Source organism: Streptomyces hebeiensis (genome assembly GCF_052983195.1).
Window position 1 is genome coordinate 1279347 of sequence record NZ_CM129812.1, and the last position, 24887, is coordinate 1304233.

Here is a 24887-nt window from a genome sequence, read left to right on the forward strand (position 1 = left end):
GCGACCCCGGCGGTCGCTGCTGCAACAGCCGCCGCCGGGGTCCTTCCGGTTTTCAGGGCCGGCGGGACCGACCCTCCTTCATCACATCGCGGCCTCCGTCGCCACCCGCGTCGCCGCCGCCTGTGTCGGTGTTCATACCGCTGCGCACGTCACCGCGTACGTCGCTGTGCGTGTAGTTGTGTACGTCGATTTCCACACCGTCCAGTTCTCGCCATTCCTGGGGCACCTCGCCCGTCTCGTAGAACAGGCGCCAGCCGTCCAGGCCCGTCAGCGTCCCGTCGGCCAGTTCCGCCAGCAGTCCCCTGATCCAGCCGGCCTGGGCCTCGACCATGTGCAGCTGGTACTCCGTCTCCACGACGAAGAGCCGCGGCAGCCGCTCGCACAGCTTCGCCAGCACCCCCCGCAGCCCCGCCGCCTCCACGTCGAGCGAGGCCGCCCGCTCCCGCAGCAGCGGTATCACCTCGTCCGGTGGCAGCGCTCCTACCAGCGAGAGCGCCGTCCCGAACAGCGGGAACTCGCGCGCGGGGACCGCCAGCAGGTCGGCCAGCCACTCCCGCATCTCCTCGCGCCCGGTGGGTGTGAGGCCGTACAGCGTGCGTTCCGGCCGGTTGCCCTGCCGCTGCACCTCGGCAACCGTCACGAACCCGTACCTCTCCAGGTTCCGTACGACCGTGTAGAGGGAGCCGTAATTGATCTTGACGCTGTGTTCCTTGCCGCGCCTGCGCAGCGTCTGCGCCATCTCGTACGGATGCATGGGGCGTTCGGACAACAGCGTCATCACCGCCAACGCCAGCGGATTGCCGAGCTTGCGCCGTTTCATCTCCACCCCCCTTGCCGCGCGCGACGGACCGACGGAGACATGCTCCGCAGACGAATACTCGCCAACGAACATATCGCGAAGGCACGCTTCAGTCAACGCGACATATCGCGTTTCATCAGATCATGGAATCATCACTTCGCAACGCAGCCTCGTCACGGCAATCCGCCGGAGCCCCGGCCCCGAATGCCGAGTGCAGTCCGTTCGGAAGGAAACCGCGTGAAAGAAGCCGTCTTCATCGGGGGACCCTCCTCCGCGGGCCCGGACCTCCAGGAACTGCTGGCCCTGGTCGCCCGGGGTGACCAGGAGGCATTCTCCCGCGTGTACGACCTGGCCAGTGGGCCCGTCCTCGGCCTCGTGCGGTCCGTCCTGCGCGATCCCGCCCAGTCGGAGGAGGTCGTCCAGGAGGTCCTGCTGGAGGTCTGGCGTACGGCGCCGCGCTTCCGGTCCGACCGGGGCAGCGCCATGACCTGGATCCTCACCCTCGCCCACCGGCGCGCGGTGGACCGGGTCCGCTCGGCCCAGGCGGCCGGCGACCGGGAACGCCGGGCCGCGCTGCTGGAGCGGACACCGGCCTACGACGAGGTCACCGAACAGGTGGAGGCCGGACTCGAACGTGAACAGGTGCGCCGCTGTCTGCGCACCCTGACCGAGCTCCAGCGCCAGTCCGTGACACTGGCCTACTACCGGGGCCTGGCCTACCGGGAGGTGGCCGAGCTGCTCTCGGTACCGCTCGGCACGGTCAAGACCCGGATGCGCGACGGGCTCATCCGACTGCGCGACTGCCTGGGGGTGTCCGCATGACCGCGGCCGATCTGCACACATTGACCGGCGCGTACGTACTGCACGCCCTGGAGCCAGGGGAACGCGCCGCGTTCGAAGGGCACCTCGACGCGTGCCCGCCATGCGCCCAGGAAGTGCGCGAACTGGCCGCCACCGCCGCCCGACTGGGGGGCGCCGCGGCCGTCTCCCCGCCGCCCGCCCTCAAGGAACAGGTGCTCCGGCGGATCGCCACCGAACGTCAGGACCCACCCAGGGGCCGGGCTCGCTCCCGCCCGGGCGGGGGTGGCGGAGCGCGGGGGCGCGCGATGTCCCGGTTCGCGCTGGCCGCCTGTCTGGCCGCGGCCGCCGCGTTCGGCGGCGTGGCGGCGTGGCAACAACGGGCGGCCCAGGACGCACGCGGCCGGGCCGAGGCGGCCGAGCAGCGTTCCCAGGCCGTGGTCGCGGTCCTCGCCGCCCCGGACGCCAAGCTCGCCACGGCGCGGCTGCCCAGCGGCGCGAACAGCACCGTGGTCGTCTCGCGCGGTCAGGACAAGGCCGTGTTCCTGACGTCCGGGCTGCCGAAGGCTCCGAGGGGGATGGTCTACCAGCTCTGGTACGACGACGGCGGGACGATGCGGGGCGCCGGTCTGATGGACCCCACCGCGGAATCGGACGCCGTCCTGCTGGCCGGTCCCGTCGGCGCGGCGTCCGGCATGGGTCTCACAGTGGAACCCGCGGGCGGCTCCGCCCACCCCACCTCGGATCCACTCGTTCTGCTGAGCTTTCCCGCCACGTGAGCACATGTGCGGGCCCATCTCGGACGGCCGGGCTAGGACGGGAGGCATGAGCGTCGCGATCGCCCTGTTCACCTCGGATCTGCGCGTGCACGACCAGCCCGTGCTGCGTGCCGCCCTGCGGGCCGCCGACGAGGTGGTGCCCCTGTTCGTGCGCGACTCCGGGGTGACGGCGGCCGGTTACGACGTCCCCAACCGCCGGGCGTTCCTCGCCGACTGCCTCGCCTCGCTCGACGCGTCGTTGCGGCGCCGGGGCGGCCGGCTGGTCGTCCGCTCGGGCGAGGTCGTCGAGCAGGTCCGCCGGGTGGTACGGGAGGCCGGGGCACGGGAGGTGCACCTGGCGGCCGGGGTCAGCGGATACGCCGCACGCCGTGAGGACCGGCTGCGCGCGGCACTCGAGGGGAGGTGCGCGCTCGTCGTCCACGACTCGGTGATCACCGTCGTGCCGCCGGGCCGGCTCGTACCGTCGGGCAAGGACCACTTCGCGGTATTCACGCCTTACTTCCGCCGCTGGCGGGAGACGGACCGGCGCGCCGTGATGGCCGCGCCCCGCACGGTCCGGGTCCCCCCGTCCGTCGACGGCGAGCCGCTGCCCGTCCGGGACGCGGTGGAGGGCGTGTCACCGGGGGTCCCCGAGGGCGGCGAGGAGGCGGGACGCGCCCGCCTGTCGTCCTGGCTGACACGGGGGATCGAGACGTACGAGGACCGGCAGGACGGTCTCGCCGACGACGCCACCTCACGGCTGTCCCCCTTCGTCCACTTCGGCTGCCTGTCCCCGGTGGAGCTGACCGAACGGGCCCTGCGCGCGGACGGCCCGGGAGCGGATGCCTTCGTACGGCAGGTGGCCTGGCGCGACTTCCACCACCAAGTACTGGCGGCACGCCCTGAGTCGGCCTTCTCGGACTACCGCGCCCGCCACGACCGCTGGCGCGGCGGCCTGGCGGCACAAAGGGAGACGATCGCCTGGCGGGAGGGCCGTACCGGCTACCCGGTGGTGGACGCGGCGATGCGCCAACTGCGCTACGAGGGCTGGATGCACAACCGGGCCCGCCTGCTGACGGCGAGTTTCCTCACCAAGACCCTCTACGTGGACTGGCGGGAGGGCGCGCGCCACTTCCTGGACCTGCTGGTCGACGGCGACCTGGCCGACAACCAGCTCAACTGGCAGTGGGTGGCGGGCACCGGCACGGACACCCGCCCCAACCGGGTACTGAATCCGCTGACCCAGGCCGAGCGGTTCGATCCGCGGGGCGACTACGTGCGCCGCTGGGTACCGGAACTGGCCGACGTCGAGGGCGCGGCCGTCCACCGGCCATGGAAACTCGACGCCCGTGTCCGGGCCCGCCTCGACTACCCGGATCCGATCGTGGACCTGACGGAAGCCGGGGAGCGCTTCGCCCGAGCCCGGCACCCGCGCCGAGGCGGCGGGACCTGACCTGCCCGGCCGAACCCGCCGCCACTGAGGCCCGCGCTGACGCCGGCGCCAGGACGGCCGGTCGAGGCGCGGTCGACCCGGCCCGAGGCCCTGTCGGCCGGCCGGGTCAGCCCAGGGAGCTGTACGCCACCACCCCGCGCAGCACCGCGTCGACCGCCTTCCGGGCGTTCTTCGCGACCGTGCTGTGCTCGCGCGGCGCGGCCGCCGCGATCTGGCCGAGCACGTCGATGACCTGCTTGCACCAGCGCACGAAGTCCCCGGCCGGCATCTCCGCCTCGCGCAGCACCTCGTCCAGGCCCTTGCCCGAGGCCCACATGTAGACCGCCCAGGCGAAGCCCAGATCGGGCTCGCGCTGGCCGACGCCCTCCGCCTGGTTGATCTTCAGGTCCTCCTCCAGGGCGTCCAGCCGGCCCCAGATGCGCACCATCTCGCCCAGCGCCCGCTTCGCCGCACCCGAGGGCAGCTTGGGCGCCACCGCGTCGTCGGCCTGCCGCGCCTCGTACACCAGCGCGGAGACGCACGCGGCGAGCTCGGCCGGGGTGAGCCCCTCCCACACCTGGTCGCGCAGGCACTCGCTGGCCAGCAGGTCCAGCTCCCCGTAGAGCCGGGCCAGCCGCCTGCCGTGCTCGGTCACCTCGTCGCCGCGCAGGTAGTCGAGCTCCGTCAGGAGCGCGACGATCCGGTCGAAGGTGCGGGCGATCGTGTTCGTCCGCCCCTCGATCCGGCGCTCCAGCTGGTGCGTGTCCCGCTTGAGGCGGTGGTAGCGCTCCGCCCAGCGGGCATGGTCCTCGCGCTCGTCACAGCCGTGGCAGGGGTGGGCGCGCAGCGCCGTCCGCAGCCGGGCGATCTCCCGGTCGTCCGCGGCGGGCCCGCGCTGCTTGCGGTGCCGGTCGGGCACGACGTGCCCGACCTTCGTGCGCAGCGCGGACGCCAGGTCCCGGCGGGACTGCGGTGAGCGCGGGTTGAAGGACTTCGGGATCCGCATCCGCTCCAGCGCCTCCACGGGCACCGGGAAGTCGATCGACGCCAGCCGCTTGACCTGACGCTCCGCCGTCAGCACGAGCGGGCGCGGACCGTCCTGGTACTCGAACCCGCGGTGTCCGTTGGCCCGGCCGGCGGGCAGGCCCGGGTCCAGGACCAGCGCCAGACCCGCGAACTTCCCGGTCGGCACGTGGATGACGTCACCCGGCTTGAGCTTCTCCAGCGACGCCGCCGCGGCGGCCCTGCGCTGGGCGGCGCCCTGCTTGGCCAGCTCGGTCTCGCGGTCCTTGAGGTCGCGGCGCAGCCGCGCGTACTCCTCGAAGTCCCCGAGGTGGCAGGTCATGCCCGCGCGGTAGCCCTCGAGTCCCTCCTCGTTCTTCTGGACCTGGCGCGAGATCCCGACGACGGACTTGTCCGCCTGGAACTGCGCGAACGACGTCTCCAGCAGCTCACGCGAGCGGTGCCGGCCGAACTGCTGGACGAGATTGACCGCCATGTTGTACGACGGCCGGAAGCTGGAGCGCAGGGGATACGTCCGGGTGCCGGCCAGCCCGGCCAGCGCGCCCGGATCCATACCGCGCTGCCAGAGGACCACGGCATGGCCCTCCACATCGATGCCCCGGCGGCCCGCGCGCCCGGTCAGCTGGGTGTACTCGCCGGGAGTGATGTCGGCGTGCTGCTCGCCGTTCCACTTGACGAGCTTCTCCAGGACCACGGACCTGGCCGGCATGTTGATGCCGAGCGCCAGGGTCTCGGTGGCGAAGACCGCCTTGACCAGCCCTCGGACGAACAGCTCCTCCACCACCTCCTTGAAGGTCGGCAGCATCCCGGCGTGGTGCGCGGCGATGCCCCGCTCCAGCCCTTCGAGCCATTCGTAGTAGCCGAGGACGTGGAGATCCTCATGGGGGATGGAGGCCGTGCGCTCCTCGACCAGCTCACGCACCCGGCGCCGGGCGTCCTCGTCGTTGAGCCGCAGGCCCGCGTAGAGGCACTGCTGAACGGCGGCCTCACAGCCGGCCCGGCTGAAGATGAAGGTGATCGCGGGCAGCAGCCCCTCGGCGTCGAGGCGGTCGATGACCTCCGGCCGCGAGGGCGTCCAGATCCGGCTGCGCTGACGGCGCTCCCGCTCCCGGTCCGCCTCCCGGAGCATCTTGCCGCGCCGTCGCTCGCGCGGGTTGAACGTGCGCTGGTTCTCCATCCGGGCCAGCCGGACCAGGTCGGGGTTCACCTCCCGCCGGGCGCCCCCGCGGCCCCCGTGGTCGGTCTCCTCCTCGAAGAGGTCGTACATCCGGCGGCCGGCCAGCACATGCTGCCAGAGCGGCACGGGCCGGTGCTCGGAGACGATCACCTCGGTGTGGCCGCGGACCGTGTCCAGCCAGTCACCGAACTCCTCCGCGTTCGAAACCGTCGCGGAGAGCGACACCAGGGTGACCGACTCGGGCAGGTGGATGATCACCTCTTCCCAGACGGCGCCCCGGAAACGGTCCGAGAGGTAGTGCACCTCGTCCATGACCACATAACCGAGCCCGAGCAGTGCCTGCGAGCCCGCGTACAGCATGTTGCGGAGCACCTCGGTGGTCATGACGACCACGGGAGCGTCCGCGTTGACACTGTTGTCCCCGGTCAGCAGGCCGACCTTGTCGGCCCCGTAGCGCTTGGCCAGGTCGGCGTACTTCTGGTTGGAGAGTGCCTTGATCGGCGTCGTGTAGAAGCATTTACGGCCCTCGGCCAGAGCCAGGTGGACGGCGAACTCGCCGACGATCGTCTTCCCCGAGCCGGTGGGCGCCGCCACCAGCACGCCCTTGCCGGCTTCCAGGGCCTGGCACGCCTCGACCTGAAAGGGATCCAGGCCGAATTCGTACATCTCCCGGAACGAATACAGCGCCGTGGCCTGCTCGGCGGCGCGGATCCGGGCTGCGGCGTACCGCTCGGCTGGTGAGAGGTCCTCTGTCATCTTGCGGTCGAGCCTACCCGGCACCTCTGACAATCAGCACGATCTTTAGCCGGGCTTGGAACGCACCTGCGAACCGCACCGGGCACCTGCGAACCACACCGGCCCCGGCGTGGAGGAAGGTCCACCCCGGGGCCGGTCTTCGGCAGACCTCGCGCGTCAGGTGATGTCGTCGTAGCCGTTCAGCCGGTTCGACCGGCCGCCGTCGGACTGTCCGGGGAGGGCGGGCGGCGGGGAGACCGACTCGATCGGGCCGACGCTCTCGGGGGTCAGGTCCAGGTCCGAGGCCTCGTCGTCGTCCAGATCCGCGTCCGGGTTGTTGCGCCGGCGTCGGCGGTCGTTGATGAGGCACACGCCGAGCGCCGCGAAGTAGAGCACGACGATGGGCGCGGCCAGTGACAGCATCGTCAGCGGGTCACCGGTCGGCGTGGCGAACGCGGAGAAGATCGTGATGCCCAGCACGAACCCGCGCCACCAGCCGGCGAGCCGCTTCGCGGACAGTATGCCGGTGAAGTTGAGCAGCACGAGCAGCAGGGGCAGCTCGAAGGCCAGCCCGAAGACGATGACCATCCGCACGATGAGGTCGAGGTACTCGTCCAGTGGCAGCAGGTTGCGGGCGTTCTCGGGGGTGAAGCCGAGGAGGACCGTCGCGGTCTGCGGAAGGATCTTGTACGCAAGGACGGCCCCCGCCAGGAAGAGCGGGGCCCCCACGCCCACGAAGGACATCGCGTACTTCTTCTCGTGGCTGTGCAGACCTGGCGCGAGGAAGCCCCAAAGTTGATAGAGCCAGACCGGCGCCGCCAACACCAGGCCGGCCACCAGGGAAACCTTGAGCGCGATGGAGAAGGGCGAGATGAGACCGTTCACGGTCATGTCCGCGCATGGCTCACCGTTCTTCTGTTTCAAGGAGCCGTCGACGCACCCCACCGAGTGAAGAATGGGGTCCATCAGGAAAGCGATCAATTCCTTGTAGAAGAATGCCGCGATGATCGTGATGACCAAGATCGCCAGCACCGACTTCAGCAGGCGATTTCGCAGTTCACGCAGGTGCTCCGCGAGAGGCATGCGCCCCTCGGCGTCCTTCTCCTGCTTCGGGGCAGACTTGAGCAACCCACGTCCTCGTCTCGTCAACAACGGCCGTCAGTGAACTACGTCAGCACATCGGCCCGGGCCGCAGCCGGCCAGGGCTCGCGCCGCGCAGGCGTCCGGCTTTTCGGGCAGGGCCTCGGCCTTCCGGTCCGACGCCCCATCGGCTCAGGACCGTACACCGGTCCCGACCGTCCGAGCGGCCCGGGTCAGCTCTGCGCGGTGCGGTTCGGCTCGCCGACCGGGCGGGAGCTGGTCACGTCGCCGGGGGACGCCTGGATCGTACGGTGCGTGGCCTGCTGGGCGCTCGTGTCGGCGGGCTGCTCGCCGGCGGGGGCCGACTTCTCGTCGTCCTTCTTCATGGCCTTGGCCTCGCTCTTGAGGATCCGGGCCGACTTGCCGAGCGAACGCGCCATGTCGGGAAGCTTCTTGGCGCCGAACAGCAGCAGGATGACGGCGATGATCAGAACGATCTCGAGCGGCTTCAGGTTGCCGATCATGTGGGACTTCCTTCTCACTGAGACGGCGGGTGGGGCTTCCCGTACACACCGGACCCACGCCCGGCATTGGTGCCGACCGCGATCGTAACCCGCAGGGGTAAACGTGAGGCAATCCCTGTGCGTACTCCCGGCGGCGTCCGGCGGCCCCTCGTCAGGCCACGATCATCAGGGTACCCGCCGTTGGCTTTCCGGAGGAGAGCGCCGCCGCCCCCTCCTCTGACGCCGCCCTCAGCGCAGCGCGTCCCCCGTCGCCGCCAACCGGGTGGCCGACCGCTCCAGGTCCTCGGCGACCCGGTTGATCCGGTCCGTGGTGGCGGCCACCTGGCGGCCGAGCCGCTGGGCCTCGATGAAGACGCGGATCGCGAGCACGCCGAGCACGGCGATCCCGCAGAACCCCAGGGCGAGGGCGAGCATGGGCCAGAACATGGGCAGAGCCTAGACCGTGGAGTGAAGGCGCAGCGTCCGCACCCCGCCGCCGGTGAGGAGTTCGATGATGCGCTCCCCCGCCGGCTTGCGTACCGGTGCTTCGCACTCGGGGCAGGTGAACGTGTAGAACGTGGTGCTCCGGCTGGCGCCGATGGCCAGCCGCAGCGCCCCGGCGGAGAGTTCGAAGCAGGCTCTGCACTCGGGGCAGGCCGCCTTGAAGAGGACAGGAGTAATGACCGAGAAACCGGACACATCGGACATCATCGACATATTCCCTGGCTCTCCTTGTCCTCAGCGGCCGTTCACTCGGAGCCGTCGTGGCCGTCGTAGCCGTGGCCGTCGTAGCCGTGGCCGTCGGGGCCGCGGCCGTCGGGGCCGCGGCCGTCGGGGCCGCGGCCGTCGGGGCCGCGGCCGTCGGGGCCGCGGCCGTCGGGGCCGCGGCCGTCATAGCCGTCGGAGCCGTCCTGGACCTCATAGGCCGCGAGCGCGTCGACGGCCGCCAGCCGGGCGCTTTCCGCCAGTTCCGGCGGGGAGAGGATCCGTCCGTCCGCGCCGAGCCGCAGCGCGAGCCTGCGCAGCAGAGCAGGCGCGGAGGCGCGCAGCGTGATCCGGAGCCCGCCGTCGGGGAGTTCGACCGCGCTGTCGTGCGCGTAGTACTCGGCGACCCAGCGGCCGCCCGGCCCGACCTCCACCACCACCTCGGGGTCCTCTGCCGACGGCTGCACCAGCCCCTCCGACAGGTCCCTGAGCTCCAGCTCCGGCGGCGCGGCCGGCTCGTCGAGCAGCCGGATCGCCGCGACCCGGTCGAGCCGGAACGTACGCCGGTCCTCGGAGAGCCGGCACCACGCCTCCATATAGGTGCGTCCCACGGCGAACAGCCGGATCGGGTCGACCTCGCGCTCCGTCAGCTCGTCCCGCGCCGGCGAGTAGTAGCGCAGCCACAGCCGGCGCCGCTCCGAGATGGCCCGGTCGACCTCCGCGAACACCCCGCCCTCGGCCTCGAAGGTCACCGAGAGGCGGGAGCTGGCCCCGGCGGCCTCCCCGGCCGCGTTCTCCAGCTTCGCGGTGGCGCGCAGCAGCGCCTGCCGGTCCCCCTCGCGCAGCCCCGGCAGGGTGGCGACGGCGCGGGCCGCGACCAGCAGCGCCGTCGCCTCGTCGGCGGCGAGCCGCAGCGGCTCGGCGACGTCGTCCGGGTTGTGCCACCAGATGCGGTCGCCGTCGGTGTCGATGTCGAGCAGGTCACCGCCCCGGAAGCTGGTCCCGCACATGGGCAGGACGTCGAGGTCCGAGATCAGCTCGTCCTCGCTGATCCCGAAGGCGCGGGCCACATCGCTGACATGGGCGCCCGGCCGCTCCCGCAGGTACGTCACCAGCGAGAGCATCCTGCGGGTCTGGTCGATCGCGTTGACTGCCATGGTGTGTTGCGAGCCCCCTCAGCCCTTGGCCACGGCGCGCAGCCGCTCCACCACATCGGCCCGCAGGTCCGCGGGTTCCACTACGACCACGTCCGGGCCGAACTCCACCAGCCAGGCGTCCAGGCCGTGGCCGTAGGGGATCTCCAGCTCGTCCCAGCCGTCGCCCAGCGCCCGCGACGAGAGCGCCTTGGCGCGCAGCGGGTAGCCGCAGCCGGAGCGCAGCTTGATCAGCGCGGAGCGGGTGGCGCTCTCCCCCGCCCAGCTCTCCACGGTCTCCCGTACCGTGACGACATCGGGTACGGGCGCGCTGAAGACCCCGGCGCGGGAGCGGACCCTGCCGGTGATCCGGGAGAGCCGGAAGACGCGCTCGGCGCCCCGGTCCCGGTCCCACCCGGCGAGGTACCAGTGGCCCCGCCAGCACTCCAGGGTCCAGGGCTCCACGTGGCGCTGCTCGGGCCGGGCGGCGTTGGCCTTGCGGTAGTCGAAGACGACGGGGCGCCGGTCACGGCAGGCGAGCATCAGCGGTTCGAAGGCGGCCTCGTGGACGGGGATCCGCGGCTCGAGGGCGCTGTGGTGGACCTCGTACGCGTCCTCCGCCTCCGGCATCCCGGCGGCGCGCAGTTTCTGGAGGGCGCCGCTGGCGGCGCCGGCCAGCCGGGCCTGCTGCCAGACCTTGGCCGCCAGGCCGAGGGCGGCGGCCTCCTCGGCGTCGAGCGTGATGGCGGGCAGCCGGTTGCTGTCGCGGCGGGCGAGGTACCCGGTCTCGCCGTCGAGGTTCTCCACCGTGTCGATGATCAGGCCGAGTTCGCGCAGGTCCTCTTTGTCCCGCTCGAACATACGGTTGAACGAGTCGTCACCGCCGGCCTCCAGGTACGCCTCGATGGAGCCGCGCAGCTCGCGCTTGCTGAGGGGGCGCCGGGTGCCCAGCAGACACAGCGCAAGGTTCATCAGCCGCTCGGCCTTGGCAATCGCCATCGACGCCCTACACCCCACTTGATCGTGCCGCACCCGCCCGCCTGACCGTACCGCCCCGGGGTGTCGCGGCAAAAGCCGAGCCCCTCGTACACGCGCCCGGCCCCGGCCCGCGTACGTACCCGGCGTCCGGAAGGACTCGAGGGCCTCCGCCGGCCGGCGGAGGCCCTCGGAGGTCCGACGGTCCGGTCAGACGGAGACCAGGTCACAGACGAAGATCAGCGTCTCGCCCGGCGCGATCCGGCCGCCACCCGCGCCGCGGTCGCCGTACGCGAGGTGCGCCGGGATGGTCAGCTGGCGCCGACCGCCGACCTTCATCCCCTGCACGCCCCGGTCCCAGCCAGGGATGACCTGGCCGGCGCCCAGCTGGAACTGGAGCGGCGTGCCCCGGTTCCAGGACGCGTCGAACTCCTCGCCGGTGGAGAAGGAGACGCCCACATAGTGGACGGAGACGGTGTCGCCCGCCTTGGCCTCCGGGCCGGTGCCCTCGGTGATGTCCTTGATCTCCAGATCGGCCGGCGGTTCGCCGCCCGGGAAGTCGACCTCGGGCTTGTCGATGCTCACTGAACTGCTCCTCTAAATGATGAACGGGGCAACCGGGACAGTCTTACACCTTCGCAAGGATGTCCACCGCGAACACCAGTGTGGAGTTCTTCGGAATGCCCTGCTGCTCCTGGTCGCCGAACGCCTGGTCGGGCGGGAGCACCAGGAGCACCCTGCTGCCCACCTTCTTGTCCACGACGCCGGCCTTGAGACCCTTCAGGGTCAGCTGCGGCAGCGGGAAGGTGGCCGTACGGCCCGTCTTGTACGTGCTGTCGAACTGCTTGCGGTCGTTCCAGATGTACGCCGTGTAGTTGAGGACGACCGTGTCCGTCGCCTTGACCGGCTCGCCCGTGCCCTCCAGCACGTAGTTCGAGACCAGCTTCTTCGGCGGGTCGGCCTTCGGGATCGTCACCTCCGGCTCCTTGCCGTCGGTGTTCGTCCCGACCTTCGGCAGGGCGGCGTCGTTCTGCGGGACCTCGGTGCCCTTGGCGGACTTGGGGACCTGGGTCGACTTCAGGATGTCGACGACGAACACGAGCGTGGCGTTGGGCTTGATGTCGCCCTGCCCCTGGGAGCCGTAGCCGAGCTCCGGGGGGATGCCCAGCTCGACCCGGCTGCCGACCTTCTGGCCCTCCAGGCCCTGGTCCCAGCCCTTGATGACCATGCCGGCGCCGAGGGTCAGGTCGAACGGCTGCTTGCGGTCGAAGCTGTTGTCGAACGGCTTGACGGAGTCCCAGCTCTGGCCCAGGTAGTTGACCTGGACGGCATCGCCGCTCTTGACCGTGGCGCCGTCGCCCTTCTTGAGGACGTCGACCGTCAGCTTCTTCGGCGGGTTCCCCTCCCCCTTGTCGAGGGTCGGTTTCTCACCGAACTTCTCGCCCGCGGTGACGGCGGGGAGTCCGCTCTTGGACGAGGTGGATTCGGAGCCCTTCTCGTCACCGCAGGCCGCTGTCGACAGCAGCAGCAAGGGGACGACGATCAGGCCGGCAAGTCGGCGCACGTGTTCCTCAGATCTCAGACGGCACAGTAGTCGCCCGCCACTCTAGGGCGTGACGAGGGCCCCGTCCGCGATACGACGGGGCCCTGGCCGCATTCCACCAATGCGTGTCACGTTCCGGTCGGGAGGGCGGTGTCCCGTGCCGGCTCGCCCGGCCGCTCATTCACGGCCCGCGCGCGCCGATCGTTCACCGCCCCGTGCGCCGCCCGTTCACCGGATCCACCGCTTCACCGGCTCACATACCGGCGATCAGTTTCTCCACCCGGTCGTCCACCGAACGGAACGGGTCCTTGCAGAGCACCGTGCGCTGTGCCTGGTCATTGAGTTTGAGGTGCACCCAGTCGACGGTGAAGTCCCGCCGCTGTTCCTGGGCGCGGCGGATGAAATCGCCGCGCAGCCGCGCCCGTGTGGTCTGCGGGGGAACCGACTTCCCCTCGAAGATCTTCAGGTCATTGCAGATGCGGGTGGCCTGCCCCTTTTTCTCCAGCAGGTAATACAGGCCGCGGCGACGGTGGATGTCGTGGTAGGCGAGGTCTATCTGCGCGACCCTCGGATGCGACATGGTCATGTTGTGCTTGGCGCGGTACCGCTCGATGAGCTGGTATTTCATCACCCAGTCGATCTCGGTGGCGATACGGTCGAGATCCTCCTGCTCGATCGCGTCGAGCGTGCGGCCCCACAGTTCCAGGACCTTCTCGACGGTGCCGGTGCGGATGCCCCGGCGCTCGACGAAGTCCACCGCCTTCTCGTAGTACTCCCGCTGGACCTCCAGGGCGGAGGCCTCCCGGCCGCTCGCCAGGCGTACCTTGCGCCGCCCCGTCAGGTCATGGCTGACCTCGCGGATGGCGCGGATCGGATTCTCCAGCGTGAGGTCGCGCATGACCGTGCCCGCCTCGATCATCCGGAGCACGAGATCCGTGGCGCCGACCTTGAGCAGCATGGTCGTCTCGGACATGTTCGAGTCGCCGACGATGACGTGCAGGCGGCGGTAGCGCTCCGCGTCGGCGTGCGGTTCGTCGCGGGTGTTGATGATCGGCCGTGAGCGGGTGGTGGCGGAGCTGACACCCTCCCAGATGTGCTCGGCTCGCTGGCTGACGCAGTAGACGGCACCGCGCGGGGTCTGGAGCACCTTGCCGGCTCCGCAGAGCAGCTGTCGCGTGACGAGGAAGGGGATCAGGATGTCCGCCAGCCGCGAGAACTCGCCGTGCCGGGCCACCAGATAGTTCTCGTGGCAGCCGTAGGAGTTCCCCGCCGAGTCGGTGTTGTTCTTGAAGAGATAGACGTCGCCCGCGATTCCCTCCTCGTGCAGGCGGCGCTCTGCGTCGACGAGCAAGCCCTCGAGAATGCGCTCGCCGGCCTTGTCGTGGGTGACCAGCTCGGTCACGTTGTCACATTCGGGGGTCGCGTATTCCGGATGTGAGCCCACGTCGAGGTACAGACGGGCGCCGTTCCGCAGGAAGACATTGCTGCTGCGGCCCCATGAGACGACACGGCGGAAGAGGTAGCGCGCCACTTCGTCAGGTGACAGTCGGCGCTGTCCCCTGAACGTGCACGTGACGCCGTACTCGTTCTCCAGCCCGAAAATGCGGCGGTCCATGTCTGAACATTACGCCTGATGGCCTGAGCTGAAACCGGGTTCGGCCGCCCCGCTTCGATCATTTTCCGTTCCGGGCGGCAGGTCCGCGGGATGCTCGGGAGCACCGAGAACCCCCTGTGTCACCAGCAGCACCAGCAACGCGGCCACTCCCCCGGCCCCGGCCACGGCGAAACTCGCGGCCGTGCCGCCGAGCTCTACGGCGGGGCCCGCCACGGCCGTTCCCAGGGCCGCGCCCACACCGAAGGTCGTCACGAGCCAGGAGAACGCCTCGGTGACGGTGCCTCGGGGCGCGTGCCGGTCCACGACGACGAAGGCGCAGGCGAGCGCGGGCGCCAGGAAGAGCCCCGCGAGGGCGGCCAGAGCGGTCATGGCGACGACACCCGGGGTGAGCGTCAGCGGCAGGTAGCACAGGGCGAGCAGGGCGACGATGACACGCAGCCGGCGCTCGGGGGCGTCCGACCACTGCCGGGCCCCGTAGACCGCGCCGCCCACCAGCGCGCCCAGCCCGAGCGCCGCCATCAGCCAGCCGTAGACGGACTCCCGGCCGTGGTCGTCGGCGTACGCGACCCCGGCGACCGTGATCGAGCCGAGGGCCAGCCCGACGAAGAGGAACGCGGCCAGCAGGGCGAGCAGCCCCGGTGAGCGCAGCGCGCCCAGCCAGTGCGCCTCGCGGGGCGCGGAGCGCCAGGCTCGCGACGGACGGGACACGACGACGGAGAGCGCGCCGAGCACGCCGAGCGCGTTGACGACGAGCAGGGCGGCGGCCGGGGACTGGACCGCGACCAGCAGGGTGACCAGCAGCGGCCCGAGTGTGAACATCACCTCCTGGGCCACGGCGTCCAGCGCGTACGCGCGGTGCACCCGGTCCTCGCCGCCGAGGACGCTCGGCCACAGCGCCCGCAGCCCGCCCTCCAGCGGGGGCGTGAACAGCCCCGCCACGGCCACGGCGGCATAGGCGAGCGCCAGGACGTCCGTACCGGACACGGTGAGCAGGACCATGCCGAACGCGGAGACCACGGCCGCCGGGAGCTGCACCCGGGGCTGGCCGAAGAGGTCGACGGCGCGGCCGAGCAGGGGCTGGCCGACCGCCGTGGCGATGCCGTACACGGCGGCCAGCGCGCCCGCGAGGGTGTAACTGCCGCCTTCGGCGCGGGTGAACATCACGATCGCGATGTGACCCGTGGCGTTGGGCAGCCTCCCCACGAGCGTGCCGACGAGCAGCCGCACGGCGTGCGGCGCCTTGAGGATGTCCCCGTAACCGGTCGCTCCCGCGGCCATGTCCCGCCCCCTCTTCACGTGGTCTCCGGCCGTGCCGTGGTCCCCGGCACTCACGTGTTACGTATAACGTCCGTGGTCATACGTACCATGTGCGCAGTCCGCGGGTCCACCATGACGCCGCGGCGCACGAGTTCGACCGACACGACGGAGTACGGCGCGATGACGGAGCGGCCCGCCAGGCCCACCAGCAGGGACGTGGCCAGGACCGCGGGCGTGTCCCAGGCCACGGTCTCCCTCGTGCTCGGCGACAAATGGCGGGGCCGCGTCTCGGAGCGGACCGCGGCCCTGGTGCGGGACGCCGCGCGGACGCTCGGCTACCGGCCGAACCTGGCCGCCCGCAATCTGCGGCTGGGCCGGACCAGGACCGTTCTGCTGGTCGTGCCCGCGCTCACCAACGAGTTCTTCGCCCGCGTCTACACGGGCGCGGCCGGGGTGGCCGCCGAGCACGGGGTCGGTGTGGTCCTCTACCCCTCCCCGGCCGGAACGGGCCCGGCCAGCGACCCCTTCGCCTCGGCCCGGCACGCGCTGGACGGGGTGATCGCGTCCTCGATGGCGGCCGACGCGCTCGACGCGTTCCGGGGTGCCGACGGCGCGGATCTGCCCCTGGTGATGCTCGACAGCGACCCGGCGGCGCCGGGACCCGCCGCACGGGTGAATGTGGACATCGAGGACGGTATGCGCCAGGTGACGCGGCACCTGTTGGACCTCGGCCACCGGAGGCTGGTCCATCTCGCGTCGGCCGTCGCCTCCTGGACCTTCGACGTACGGGCGCGGGCGATCGCCGAGGTCGTACGGTCCGCTCCGGACACGACCCTGACGACGGTGTCCGCGCCGCTGGAGGTGGAGGCCGGCCGGGCCGCTGCCGAACGCGCCCTGACCGGTCCCGGCCCCCGGCCCACCGCGCTGATCTGCGACGGCGACGTCCTGGCCGCGGGCGCCTGCAAGGCGGTGCGCGGGCTCGGCCTGCGGGTGCCGCGGGACGTCTCCGTCACCGGCTTCGACGACCTGGCGCTGGCGCGGGCGGTGGAACCGGAGCTGACGACGGTCGGCCTGCCGGCCGAGCGGGTGGGCGAGCGCGGCATGACGGCCCTGCTGACGGTCCTGGACGGCCGGATCCCGCCCCTGGGCGCCCCTCTCCCGGTCACGCTGGTCCTCCGGGCCTCCACGGCGCCCCCGCCGCCGGAGGCGGCCTGACACGGGCGCGCCCCGGGCCGTGCGTCGACGGCCCGGGGCGCGGTCGCCGCCCTGAAGGGGCGGCTCCCGCTACTTCTCGGAGTCGTCCGGCTCCTCCTCGTCGGAAGGGGCGTCCGTCGGGGTCGAGGCCGCCCCGTCCGCCTCGAGCAACCGGGCCAGCTGCCGACCGACGATGCGCTTGAACTTGCGCTGCTGCGGCCGCGTCCGGTCCAGGATCGCGACCTCCAGGCGCTCGGCGGGGATTTCCCGCTCGCCGCCGTTGGTGTCCCGGGACAGGGCCTGGACGGCCAGCTTCAACGCCTCCGCCAGCGACATGCCGTCGCGGTGCCGCTGGTCGAGGAAGGTGCTGATCTGCTCCGCGTTGCCCCCGACCGCGACCGAGCCGTGCTCGTCCACGATGGAGCCGTCGTGCGGCAGCCGGTAGATCTGGTCGCCGTCGGGCGTGGCCCCGACCTCGGCGACGACCAGCTCCACCTCGTACGGCTTCTCGCCGGCGCTGGAGAAGATCGTGCCCAGAGTCTGGGCGTAGACGTTGGCCAGCCCCCGGGCCGTGACGTCGTCCCGGTCGTAGGTGTATCCGCGCAGGTCGGCGTAGCGGACGCCGCCGATGCGCAGGTTCTCGTACTCGTTGTACTTCCCGGCGGCCGCGAAGCCGATCCGGTCGTAGATCTCGCTGAACTTGTGCAGGGCACGGGACGGGTTCTCGCCGACGAACACGATGCCGTCGGCGTACTGGAGCACGACCAGGCTCCGGCCACGGGCAATGCCCTTGCGGGCGTACTCCGCCCGGTCGGCCATGGCCTGCTGGGGTGAGACATAGAACGGCGTCGACACCGGCTATCCGTCCCTTTCTGTCAGTGGCATCGGTATACGGGAAAGGACGGCGTCACAGCAGCGCGGCGCGTGGGCCGTCGGGCTGCTCCAGGCGGCGCTCCAGGATCGAGCGGGCGATCCCGGCGGACTCGTCGTCGCCCAGCTTCCGGAACCCCTCGTCGGTGATCACGGTGACGATCGGGTAGATCTGGCGGGCCACGTCCGGGCCGCCCGTCGCCGAGTCGTCGTCCGCCGCGTCATAGAGCGCCTGCACGACCAGGGTGATGGCCTGCTCCTCCGACAGGTCCTCACGGAAGAGCTTCTTCATCGCTCCCCGGGCGAAGATCGATCCCGAGCCGGTGGACGCGAAGCCCTGCTCCTCGGAACGGCCGCCCGTCACGTCGTACGAGAAGATGCGGCCCTTCTGCCGGTCCACGTCCCAACCCGCGAAGAGCGGGACGACCGCCAGGCCCTGCATGGCCATGGCCAGATTGCTGCGGATCATCGTGGAGAGCCGGTTGGCCTTGCCCTCCAGGGAGAGCTGCACCCCTTCGACCTTCTCGAAGTGCTCCAGCTCCAGCTGGAAGAGCTTGACCATCTCCACGGCGAGACCGGCGGTGCCCGCGATACCCACGGCCGAGTACTCGTCGGCCGGGAAGACCTTCTCGATGTCGCGCTGCGCGATCATGTTCCCCATCGTGGCCCGCCGGTCACCTGCCAGCACCACTCCGCCGGGAAACGAGGCCGCGACGATCGTCGTCCCGTGCGGCGCCTCGATGGCGCCCTGCACGGGCGGCAGGGTGCGCTTCCCGGGCAGCAGCTCCGGCGAGTGGTCGGACAGGAAGTCCATGAACGAGGACGAGCCGGGCGTCAGGAAGGCTGCCGGCAGACGCCCGGTGCTACGAGGATTGGCTTCCACACGTTTCCTTCCGGTGGGCGGCGGCCCACCCCTGGGGCCGGGCCGATTTCACGAAACTGTGCACGGACCTTACCCGCGCCGTCGCGCGTCATCCGCCCCGGTCCCCCGGGCTTTCGCCGGGGCGGACCAGGGCGGACAACCATCGCTACTGGCCGCCCTTTTGGACGAACGACCTCACGAAGTCCTCGGCGTTCTCCTCGAGCACGTCGTCGATCTCGTCCAGGACGGAGTCCACGTCGTCCGACAGCTTCTCCTGGCGCTCCTTGAGGTCCTCGGACGCCTGCGCCTCCTGCGCCTGCTCCTCGGTCTCCTCGGTGGAACGCGTCGCCTTCTGCTGTCCGCCGCCGGTGTCCTTGGTCGCCATAACCCTCACCCCGCTCGGTTCGCCCAGCTCGATGTGACCTGCAAGATCCGACCCTACAAGGAGGGTCGGACATCGGCCCCGTACTTGCCCAACGTCCGGGCACCACCCCGATCATTCCCGGGCCCGGCCCCTTTCAGCCGTGGATCAGCCTCCGGACAGCACCCGCACCAGGTCCTCGGCGGTGCGGCACCGGTCGAGGAGTTCCTTGACGTGGTTACGGGTCCCCCGCAGCGGTTCCAGGGTGGGCACCCGTTGCAGCGAGTCGCGGCCCGGCAGGTCGAAGATGACCGAGTCCCAGGAGGCCGCGGCCACGTCGTCCGCATACTGCTCCAGGCAGCGGCCGCGGAAGTAGGCCCGCGTGTCCTCCGGGGGTCGGGTCCTGGCCCGCTCGACGTCCTGCTCGTCCAGGAGCCGCCGCATCTTGCCGCGGGACGCCAGCCGGTTGTAGAGGCCCTTGTCGGGCCGTACGTCGGCGTACTGGAGGTCCACGAGGTGCAGCCGGGCCGCGTCCCAGTCCAGGCCGTCACGGCGGCGGTAGCCCTCCAGGAGCTCCCGCTTGGCGACCCAGTCCAGCTCCCCGGACAGGCTCATCGGGTCGCTCTCCAGCCGGCTCAGCGTGTCCTCCCAGCGCCCGAGGACGTCCTTGGTCTGCTCGTCCGCGTCGACGCCGTACCGTTCCTCCACGTACTTCCTGGCCAGCTCGTAGTACTCCATCTGAAGCTGCACCGCGGTGAGTGTCCGGCCGCTGCGGAGCGTGACCAGCTGGGCCAGCGAAGGGTCGTGCGAGACCTGGTGCAGCGTCCGGACCGGCTGGTCCACGGCCAGGTCGACGTTGATGAAGCCGTCCTCGATCATGGACAGGACGAGCGCGGTCGTGCCGAGCTTGAGGTAGGTGGAGATCTCCGACAGGTTCGCGTCGCCGATGATCACGTGGAGCCGGCGGTACTTCTCCGCGTCCGAGTGCGGTTCGTCGCGGGTGTTGATGATGGGCCGCTTGAGGGTCGTCTCCAGACCCACCTCGACCTCGAAGTAGTCCGCGCGCTGGCTGATCTGGAAGCCGTGCTCGTGGCCGTCCTGGCCGATGCCGACCCGGCCGGCGCCGGTGATCACCTGGCGGGAGACGAAGAACGGCGTCAGGTGGCGCACGATGTCCGAGAACGGCGTCTCCCGCTTCATCAGGTAGTTCTCGTGCGTGCCGTAGGACGCGCCCTTGTTGTCGGTGTTGTTCTTGTACAGGTGGATCGGCTGGGCGCCCGGCAGCTGGGCGGCCCGCTCGGCGGCCTCCGCCATCACGCGCTCGCCGGCCTTGTCCCAGAGGACCGCGTCCCGCGGGTTGGTGATTTCCGGAGAGCTGTACTCCGGGTGGGCATGGTCCACGTACAGCCGTGCGCCGTTCGTGAGGATCACATTGGCCAGGCCGATGTCCTCGTCGGTGAGCTGACTGGCGTCGGCCGTCTCCCGGGCGAGGTCGAAGCCGCGGGCGTCCCGCAGCGGGTTCTCCTCCTCGAAGTCCCAGCGCGCGCGCCGCGCCCGGTGCATCGCGGCCGCGTAGGCGTTGACGATCTGGGACGAGGTGAGCATGGCATTGGCGTTCGGGTGGCCGGGAACGGAGATCCCGTACTCCGTCTCGATGCCCATTACTCGCCGTACGGTCATGCGGCCCTCCTTGCCCGGCGGCGCTCCCCTCCGGGAGCGGCGCTCAAGTACCGCTGGTGCTCCGGTGCGTGTACGGTGCCCGGCCCCGCACTGCGCGACGCGGCGGTACGGAAGAGCCTAGAACGCCTCTGCGCCGCTGGGGAGATCATTTCCGTCATTGGCCTGGTGTGGTGGTCGGCCCGTGGGGTGAGTGGTGCGGGGAAAGCAACCGGCTGCGGATGCCCTCCCGGACACCCGCAGCCGGTCCGCGCTCTACAGGTACTGCCCGGTGTTCGCCACCGTGTCGATGGAGCGCCCGGTGTCCGCGCCCTGCTTCCCGGTCACCAGGGTGCGGATGAAGACGATCCGCTCGCCCTTCTTGCCGGAGATACGGGCCCAGTCGTCCGGGTTGGTGGTGTTCGGCAGGTCCTCGTTCTCCTTGAACTCGTCCACGCACGCCTGGAGGAGGTGGGAGACCCGAAGACCCTTCTGGTTGTGGTCGAGGAAGGCCTTGATGGCCATCTTCTTCGCCCGGTCGACGATGTTCTGGATCATCGCGCCGGAGTTGAAGTCCTTGAAGTAGAGAACTTCCTTGTCACCGTTGGCGTAGGTGACCTCCAGGAAGCGGTTCTCCTCGGACTCCGCGTACATCTGCTCCACGACGGACTGGATCATGCCCAGCGTCGCGGCTTCCTTCGATCCATTGTGCTCGGAAAGGTCGTCCACGTGCAGCGGCAGCGAAGGCGTGAGGTACTTCGCGAAGATGTCCTTCGCGGCCTCCGCGTCCGGACGCTCGATCTTGATCTTCACATCGAGCCGGCCGGGCCGCAGGATCGCGGGGTCGATCATGTCCTCGCGGTTGGACGCGCCGATCACGATGACGTTCTCCAGGCCCTCCACGCCGTCGATCTCGGCGAGCAGCTGGGGAACGATCGTGTTCTCCACGTCCGAGCTCACACCGGAGCCACGGGTGCGGAAGAGCGACTCCATCTCGTCGAAGAAGACGATGACGGGGGTGCCCTCGCTCGCCTTCTCCCGGGCCCGCTGGAAGACCAGGCGGATGTGGCGCTCGGTCTCCCCGACGTACTTGTTCAGGAGCTCCGGGCCCTTGATGTTCAGGAAGTAGCTCTTCCCCGCGGGCCTGCCGGTCACTTCCGCGACCTTCTTGGCGAGGGAGTTGGCGACCGCCTTGGCGATCAGCGTCTTGCCGCAGCCGGGCGGGCCGTAGAGCAGGATGCCCTTCGGCGGGCGCAGCTCGTGCTCCTTGAACAGGTCCGGGTGGAGGTACGGGAGCTCGACCGCGTCGCGGATCATCTCGATCTGGCCGCCCAGACCGCCGATCTTGTCGTAGTCGACGTCGGGGACCTCTTCGAGGACCAGCTCCTCGACCTCGCTCTTGGGGACCACCTCGTAGACGTAGCCGGAGCGGGGTTCGAGCAGGAGGGCGTCGCCGGGGCGGATGGTGGTGTCCAGCAGGGGCTCGGCGAGCCGCACCACCCGCTCCTCGTCGGTGTGCCCGATCACCAGGGCTCGCTCGCCGTCCTCCAGGACCTCCTTCAGGGTGACGATGTCCCCGGCGCGCTCGTACGCCATGGCCTCGACCACGTTGAGCGCCTCGTTGAGCATGACCTCCTGGCCGCGCCTGAGCTCGTCGAGCTCGACGCCGGGGCTGACGTTCACCCGGAGCTTGCGCCCGCCGGTGAAGATGTCGGCCGTCTCGTCCTCGTTGGCCTGGAGGAAGACGCCGAAACCCGCCGGCGGCTGGGCCAGCCGGTCGACCTCTTCCTTGAGGGCCACGATCTGGTCGCGGGCCTCACGGAGCGTATTGGCGAGCCGCTCGTTCTGCGCGGACACGCCCGCCAGGTTCGTCTGCAGCTCGACGATCCGCTCTTCGAGAATTCTCGTGTGCCGCGGAGAGTCGGCGAGCTTGCGTCGCAGGACGGCGATTTCCTGCTCGAGATAGGCAACCTGGCCCGCGGGGTCTTCAGACCCCCGCCCCGGCCGGATGCCGCGGTTGATGTCGTCGTCGTGTGCTGCCACGGTCCTCACCTCCTCCAAGGGGAGCTGGACGCTTCCTGACCCTACCTGGGTGGGTGATGATTGAAACCCTAGATCACAAAGACTGTCGGCGTATGTCCGATCTTCACCCTTGCGCTCTCCCTCACGCCAGGGGAATACCCACCCAGCGGCATCGGAAAGCCGCCGGTTGTATCGTCGAAGCGTTCAACACCCGTCAGCGCTGGCATGACTTACGTCATTCCACGCCGCACGACGCAGGAAAGGTCAGGAGAGATGACCGTGCAGCAGGAGGCCCCCGCCGAAGGCGCCACCGGGACCGGAGACCCCCTTGAGGTCTGGATCGATCAGGATCTGTGCACCGGTGACGGAATCTGCGCGCAGTACGCGCCCGAGGTCTTCGAGCTGGACATCGACGGTCTGGCCTACGTCAAGAGCGAGGACGACGAACTGCTCCAGGACCCGGGGGCGACCACGCGCGTACCACTGCCCCTGCTGACCGAGGTCGTCGACTCCGCCAAGGAGTGCCCGGGCGACTGCATCCACGTACGCCGCGTATCGGACAAGGTCGAGGTCTACGGTCCCGACGCGGAGTAGTCCGCCGCCCGGTCCCCGGCGGGCGCGCCCGCCACCTCACCGTGCGTGACGGGAGGTGACGCTCATACGCCGCGCGCCGCGGGCTGTTCACCGCGGACGAACGCCCCGTTCCGCCACTGCCAGGTGACCCGCAGCTCCTGATCGGGGCAGCAGCGCGGCACGTCGGAGCCGGAGTAGCCCAGCAGGGTCGCCAGGATCCGCCCGTCCCGCACCACGAGGCCGGGGCCCACGCTCTGCTGGTCCCTCGGCTCGACCAGTGTCGCCACGACCCGGGGTTCGTTCTCCTCGCCCCTGGTGAGCACGTACATGCCGCTGGGCGGCGTGCCCGATCCCGCGTCACAGCGGACCGCGGCCACCGTCTCGGGATTGCCGTCCCCGTCGAGATCTCCGGACGCCTTGCGCGTGACGACCGTGCTCGCGCCGCCGCACTCCAGCGGGAAGACGACTGCGGAGGGATCGGGGGCGGGCAGCGGTGCGCCTCCCTTGCCGGTGGCTCCGAGCGTGCGGTCGGCCGACTGGGACGCCGTGGCGGCGTCCGGCTCCAGCACACCGGCGAGGGCGACGACGGCTGCCATGGCGGTGGCCGTGGCGAGCCAGTGCATCGCGGTGGGGCGGGTGTGCGCGAGGTCCGGGAGGTCGGAGATCTGCACGCGAGGTGTCTCCTGTGAAGGCGGTGGCGGCACATGGCCAGCGGGGGAGGTGGACAGCATGGTGCCACACGTCACAGCGCCGCGGAACAGCGGGGTGCGTAGAGGGTCCTTGATCGGACGCTCACAGTGAAAGGCGCCCTGAGCCCAACGTGAGAACAGCACCGCCCAGTTCCGCTCGGGGGAGCCGAACTGGGCGGTGCCGTCATGACGTTGACGGGAGAGGAGGGTCGGTGTCAGCCGCGTGATCCGCTGCCGGGCCCTTCGTAATCCTCGCCGTACGCGCCCTTGGCGGGGCGACGGCGGCGCAGCGGCGGCTCCACACCGTCCGCGAGGCGGCGGGCGGTCACCAGGAAGCCGGTGTGCCCGATCATCCGGTGGTCCGGCCGTACGGCCAGGCCCTCCACGTGCCAGTTGCGGATCATGGACTCCCAGGCGGCCGGCTCGTTGAACGTGCCGAACTCCCTGATCGTCTCGACCGTCCGCGCGAGCTGGGTGGTCGTCGCGACGTACGCGCACAGGATGCCGCCGGGCACCAGTGCCTTGGAGACCGCCTCGACGCACTCCCAGGGCGCCAGCATGTCCAGGATCACGCGGTCGACATCCGTGTCCGACAGGTTGTCCTGGAGGTCGCCGACCGTCAGCTGCCAGGCGGGGTGCGGCTCGCCGAAGTAGCGCTCGACGTTCTGGCGGGCGATGTCGGCGAAGTCCTGCCGGCGCTCGTAGGAATGCAGCATGCCCTGGTCACCGATGACGCGCAGCAGGAAGCTGCTGAGCGACCCGGATCCCACCCCCGCCTCGACGACGCGCGCGCCGGGGAAGATGTCGGCGAAGGCCAGGATCTGGCCCGCGTCCTTCGGGTAGACCACGGCGGCCCCGCGGGGCATGGACAGGACATAGTCGGGGAGCAGGGGGCGCAGCGCGAGGTAGGCGACGTTTCCCGTGGTACGGACAACACTGCCCTCGGGAGCACCGATCAGCTCGTCGTGGGGGAAGGACCCTTTGTGGGTGTGGAAGTTCTTCCCGGCCTCGAGCGTGAAGGTGTAGTGACGTCCCTTGGGGTCGGTGAGCTGGACCTGGTCCCCGACCTTGAAGGGGCCGCGACGACGGGCGGCACCGGTCGGTTCGGACATGCCCCCAGCTTAGCC

At 70.6% G+C, this 24887-nt stretch carries 24 protein-coding genes; 5 read left to right on the forward strand and 19 right to left on the reverse strand.

The features are described 5' to 3' along the window. Nucleotides 1-52 precede the first annotated feature (52 nt). A complete protein-coding gene (locus ACU6P3_RS05500; RefSeq protein WP_447196153.1) occupies nt 53-820 on the reverse strand; it encodes a PadR family transcriptional regulator in 768 nt (255 codons plus the stop codon). A 216-nt stretch (nt 821-1036) separates the two neighbouring features. Between ACU6P3_RS05500 and ACU6P3_RS05505 the strand changes: the two genes are divergently transcribed. The 3 genes from ACU6P3_RS05505 to ACU6P3_RS05515 are packed head-to-tail and all read left to right on the forward strand — an operon-like array spanning nt 1037 to nt 3808. Beyond that, on the forward strand, nt 1037-1621 hold the full coding sequence (locus ACU6P3_RS05505; protein WP_030754487.1) for a sigma-70 family RNA polymerase sigma factor: 585 nt from the start codon (nt 1037-1039) through the stop codon (nt 1619-1621). Next, nucleotides 1618-2376, forward strand: a complete 759-nt coding sequence (locus ACU6P3_RS05510; RefSeq protein WP_447196154.1) for an anti-sigma factor — start codon at nt 1618-1620, stop codon at nt 2374-2376. The genes ACU6P3_RS05505 and ACU6P3_RS05510 overlap by 4 nt, the downstream gene beginning before the upstream one ends. A gap of 46 nt (nt 2377-2422) precedes the next feature. Continuing rightward, on the forward strand, nt 2423-3808 hold the full coding sequence (locus tag ACU6P3_RS05515; RefSeq protein ID WP_447196155.1) for a cryptochrome/photolyase family protein: 1386 nt from the start codon (nt 2423-2425) through the stop codon (nt 3806-3808). 106 nt (nt 3809-3914) lie between these two features. On the opposite strand, the gene ACU6P3_RS05520 is transcribed toward ACU6P3_RS05515, so the two are convergent. The 11 genes from ACU6P3_RS05520 to ACU6P3_RS05570 form a co-directional block, all read right to left on the reverse strand. Next, on the reverse strand, nt 3915-6743 hold the full coding sequence (locus ACU6P3_RS05520) for a DEAD/DEAH box helicase (RefSeq protein WP_447196156.1): 2829 nt from the start codon (nt 6741-6743) through the stop codon (nt 3915-3917). Nucleotides 6744-6899: 156 nt separating this feature from the next. Continuing rightward, a complete protein-coding gene (gene tatC / locus ACU6P3_RS05525) occupies nt 6900-7850 on the reverse strand; it encodes a twin-arginine translocase subunit TatC (RefSeq protein WP_447196157.1) in 951 nt (316 codons plus the stop codon). A gap of 185 nt (nt 7851-8035) precedes the next feature. Continuing rightward, nucleotides 8036-8326 carry a Sec-independent protein translocase subunit TatA gene (gene tatA / locus ACU6P3_RS05530; RefSeq protein WP_030754498.1) on the reverse strand — a complete coding sequence of 97 codons (291 nt, stop codon included), beginning with the start codon at nt 8324-8326 and terminating at the stop codon, nt 8036-8038. A gap of 228 nt (nt 8327-8554) precedes the next feature. Next, nucleotides 8555-8752 carry a hypothetical protein gene (locus ACU6P3_RS05535; RefSeq protein ID WP_447196158.1) on the reverse strand — a complete coding sequence of 66 codons (198 nt, stop codon included), beginning with the start codon at nt 8750-8752 and terminating at the stop codon, nt 8555-8557. A 9-nt stretch (nt 8753-8761) separates the two neighbouring features. Further along, nucleotides 8762-9022, reverse strand: a complete 261-nt coding sequence (locus ACU6P3_RS05540; protein ID WP_447196159.1) for a hypothetical protein — start codon at nt 9020-9022, stop codon at nt 8762-8764. 32 nt (nt 9023-9054) lie between these two features. Then, the gene (locus tag ACU6P3_RS05545) at nt 9055-10167 is read right to left on the reverse strand and encodes a helix-turn-helix transcriptional regulator (protein WP_447196160.1); all 1113 of its coding nucleotides are present in this window, start codon (nt 10165-10167) and stop codon (nt 9055-9057) included. 18 nt (nt 10168-10185) lie between these two features. Continuing rightward, nucleotides 10186-11142 (reverse strand): helix-turn-helix transcriptional regulator, encoded by a 957-nt coding sequence (locus ACU6P3_RS05550; RefSeq protein WP_030754507.1) that lies wholly within the window; start codon nt 11140-11142, stop codon nt 10186-10188. Nucleotides 11143-11328: 186 nt separating this feature from the next. Next, nucleotides 11329-11703 (reverse strand): FKBP-type peptidyl-prolyl cis-trans isomerase, encoded by a 375-nt coding sequence (locus ACU6P3_RS05555; RefSeq protein WP_447196161.1) that lies wholly within the window; start codon nt 11701-11703, stop codon nt 11329-11331. 43 nt (nt 11704-11746) lie between these two features. Next, complete coding sequence (locus ACU6P3_RS05560) at nt 11747-12682, reverse strand: FKBP-type peptidyl-prolyl cis-trans isomerase (protein WP_447196162.1); 936 nt, start codon at nt 12680-12682, stop codon at nt 11747-11749. A gap of 232 nt (nt 12683-12914) precedes the next feature. Beyond that, nucleotides 12915-14276: a Pup--protein ligase gene (pafA, locus tag ACU6P3_RS05565; RefSeq protein WP_344278699.1), complete on the reverse strand. Its 1362-nt coding sequence runs from the start codon at nt 14274-14276 to the stop codon at nt 12915-12917. A 9-nt stretch (nt 14277-14285) separates the two neighbouring features. After that, entirely contained in the window at nt 14286-15554 is a 1269-nt protein-coding gene (locus tag ACU6P3_RS05570; protein ID WP_447196163.1) for an MFS transporter, read from the reverse strand. A gap of 159 nt (nt 15555-15713) precedes the next feature. Between ACU6P3_RS05570 and ACU6P3_RS05575 the strand changes: the two genes are divergently transcribed. Then, entirely contained in the window at nt 15714-16748 is a 1035-nt protein-coding gene (locus ACU6P3_RS05575; RefSeq protein ID WP_447197775.1) for a LacI family DNA-binding transcriptional regulator, read from the forward strand. A gap of 69 nt (nt 16749-16817) precedes the next feature. On the opposite strand, the gene prcA is transcribed toward ACU6P3_RS05575, so the two are convergent. From prcA to arc, 5 genes are all read right to left on the reverse strand, one after another. Further along, the gene (gene prcA / locus ACU6P3_RS05580; RefSeq protein ID WP_037804598.1) at nt 16818-17582 is read right to left on the reverse strand and encodes a proteasome subunit alpha; all 765 of its coding nucleotides are present in this window, start codon (nt 17580-17582) and stop codon (nt 16818-16820) included. Between the two features lie 52 nt (nt 17583-17634). Continuing rightward, entirely contained in the window at nt 17635-18480 is an 846-nt protein-coding gene (prcB, locus tag ACU6P3_RS05585; protein WP_030754523.1) for a proteasome subunit beta, read from the reverse strand. 145 nt (nt 18481-18625) lie between these two features. After that, nucleotides 18626-18844 carry a ubiquitin-like protein Pup gene (locus ACU6P3_RS05590; RefSeq protein ID WP_030754525.1) on the reverse strand — a complete coding sequence of 73 codons (219 nt, stop codon included), beginning with the start codon at nt 18842-18844 and terminating at the stop codon, nt 18626-18628. Between the two features lie 144 nt (nt 18845-18988). Continuing rightward, on the reverse strand, nt 18989-20500 hold the full coding sequence (gene dop / locus ACU6P3_RS05595; protein WP_344278716.1) for a depupylase/deamidase Dop: 1512 nt from the start codon (nt 20498-20500) through the stop codon (nt 18989-18991). Nucleotides 20501-20752: 252 nt separating this feature from the next. Continuing rightward, nucleotides 20753-22519, reverse strand: coding sequence for a proteasome ATPase (gene arc / locus ACU6P3_RS05600; protein WP_030754529.1), 1767 nt, complete (start codon nt 22517-22519; stop codon nt 20753-20755). 252 nt (nt 22520-22771) lie between these two features. Here arc and ACU6P3_RS05605 point away from each other — a divergent pair, with 252 nt between their 5' ends. Further along, the gene (locus tag ACU6P3_RS05605) at nt 22772-23092 is read left to right on the forward strand and encodes a ferredoxin (protein ID WP_030754530.1); all 321 of its coding nucleotides are present in this window, start codon (nt 22772-22774) and stop codon (nt 23090-23092) included. 62 nt (nt 23093-23154) lie between these two features. Here the strand turns inward: ACU6P3_RS05605 and ACU6P3_RS05610 are convergent, their stop codons facing one another. Further along, nucleotides 23155-23742, reverse strand: a complete 588-nt coding sequence (locus ACU6P3_RS05610) for a hypothetical protein (RefSeq protein ID WP_447196164.1) — start codon at nt 23740-23742, stop codon at nt 23155-23157. A gap of 233 nt (nt 23743-23975) precedes the next feature. Next, the gene (locus tag ACU6P3_RS05615; protein ID WP_030754532.1) at nt 23976-24872 is read right to left on the reverse strand and encodes a tRNA (adenine-N1)-methyltransferase; all 897 of its coding nucleotides are present in this window, start codon (nt 24870-24872) and stop codon (nt 23976-23978) included. Nucleotides 24873-24887: the final 15 nt, after the last annotated feature.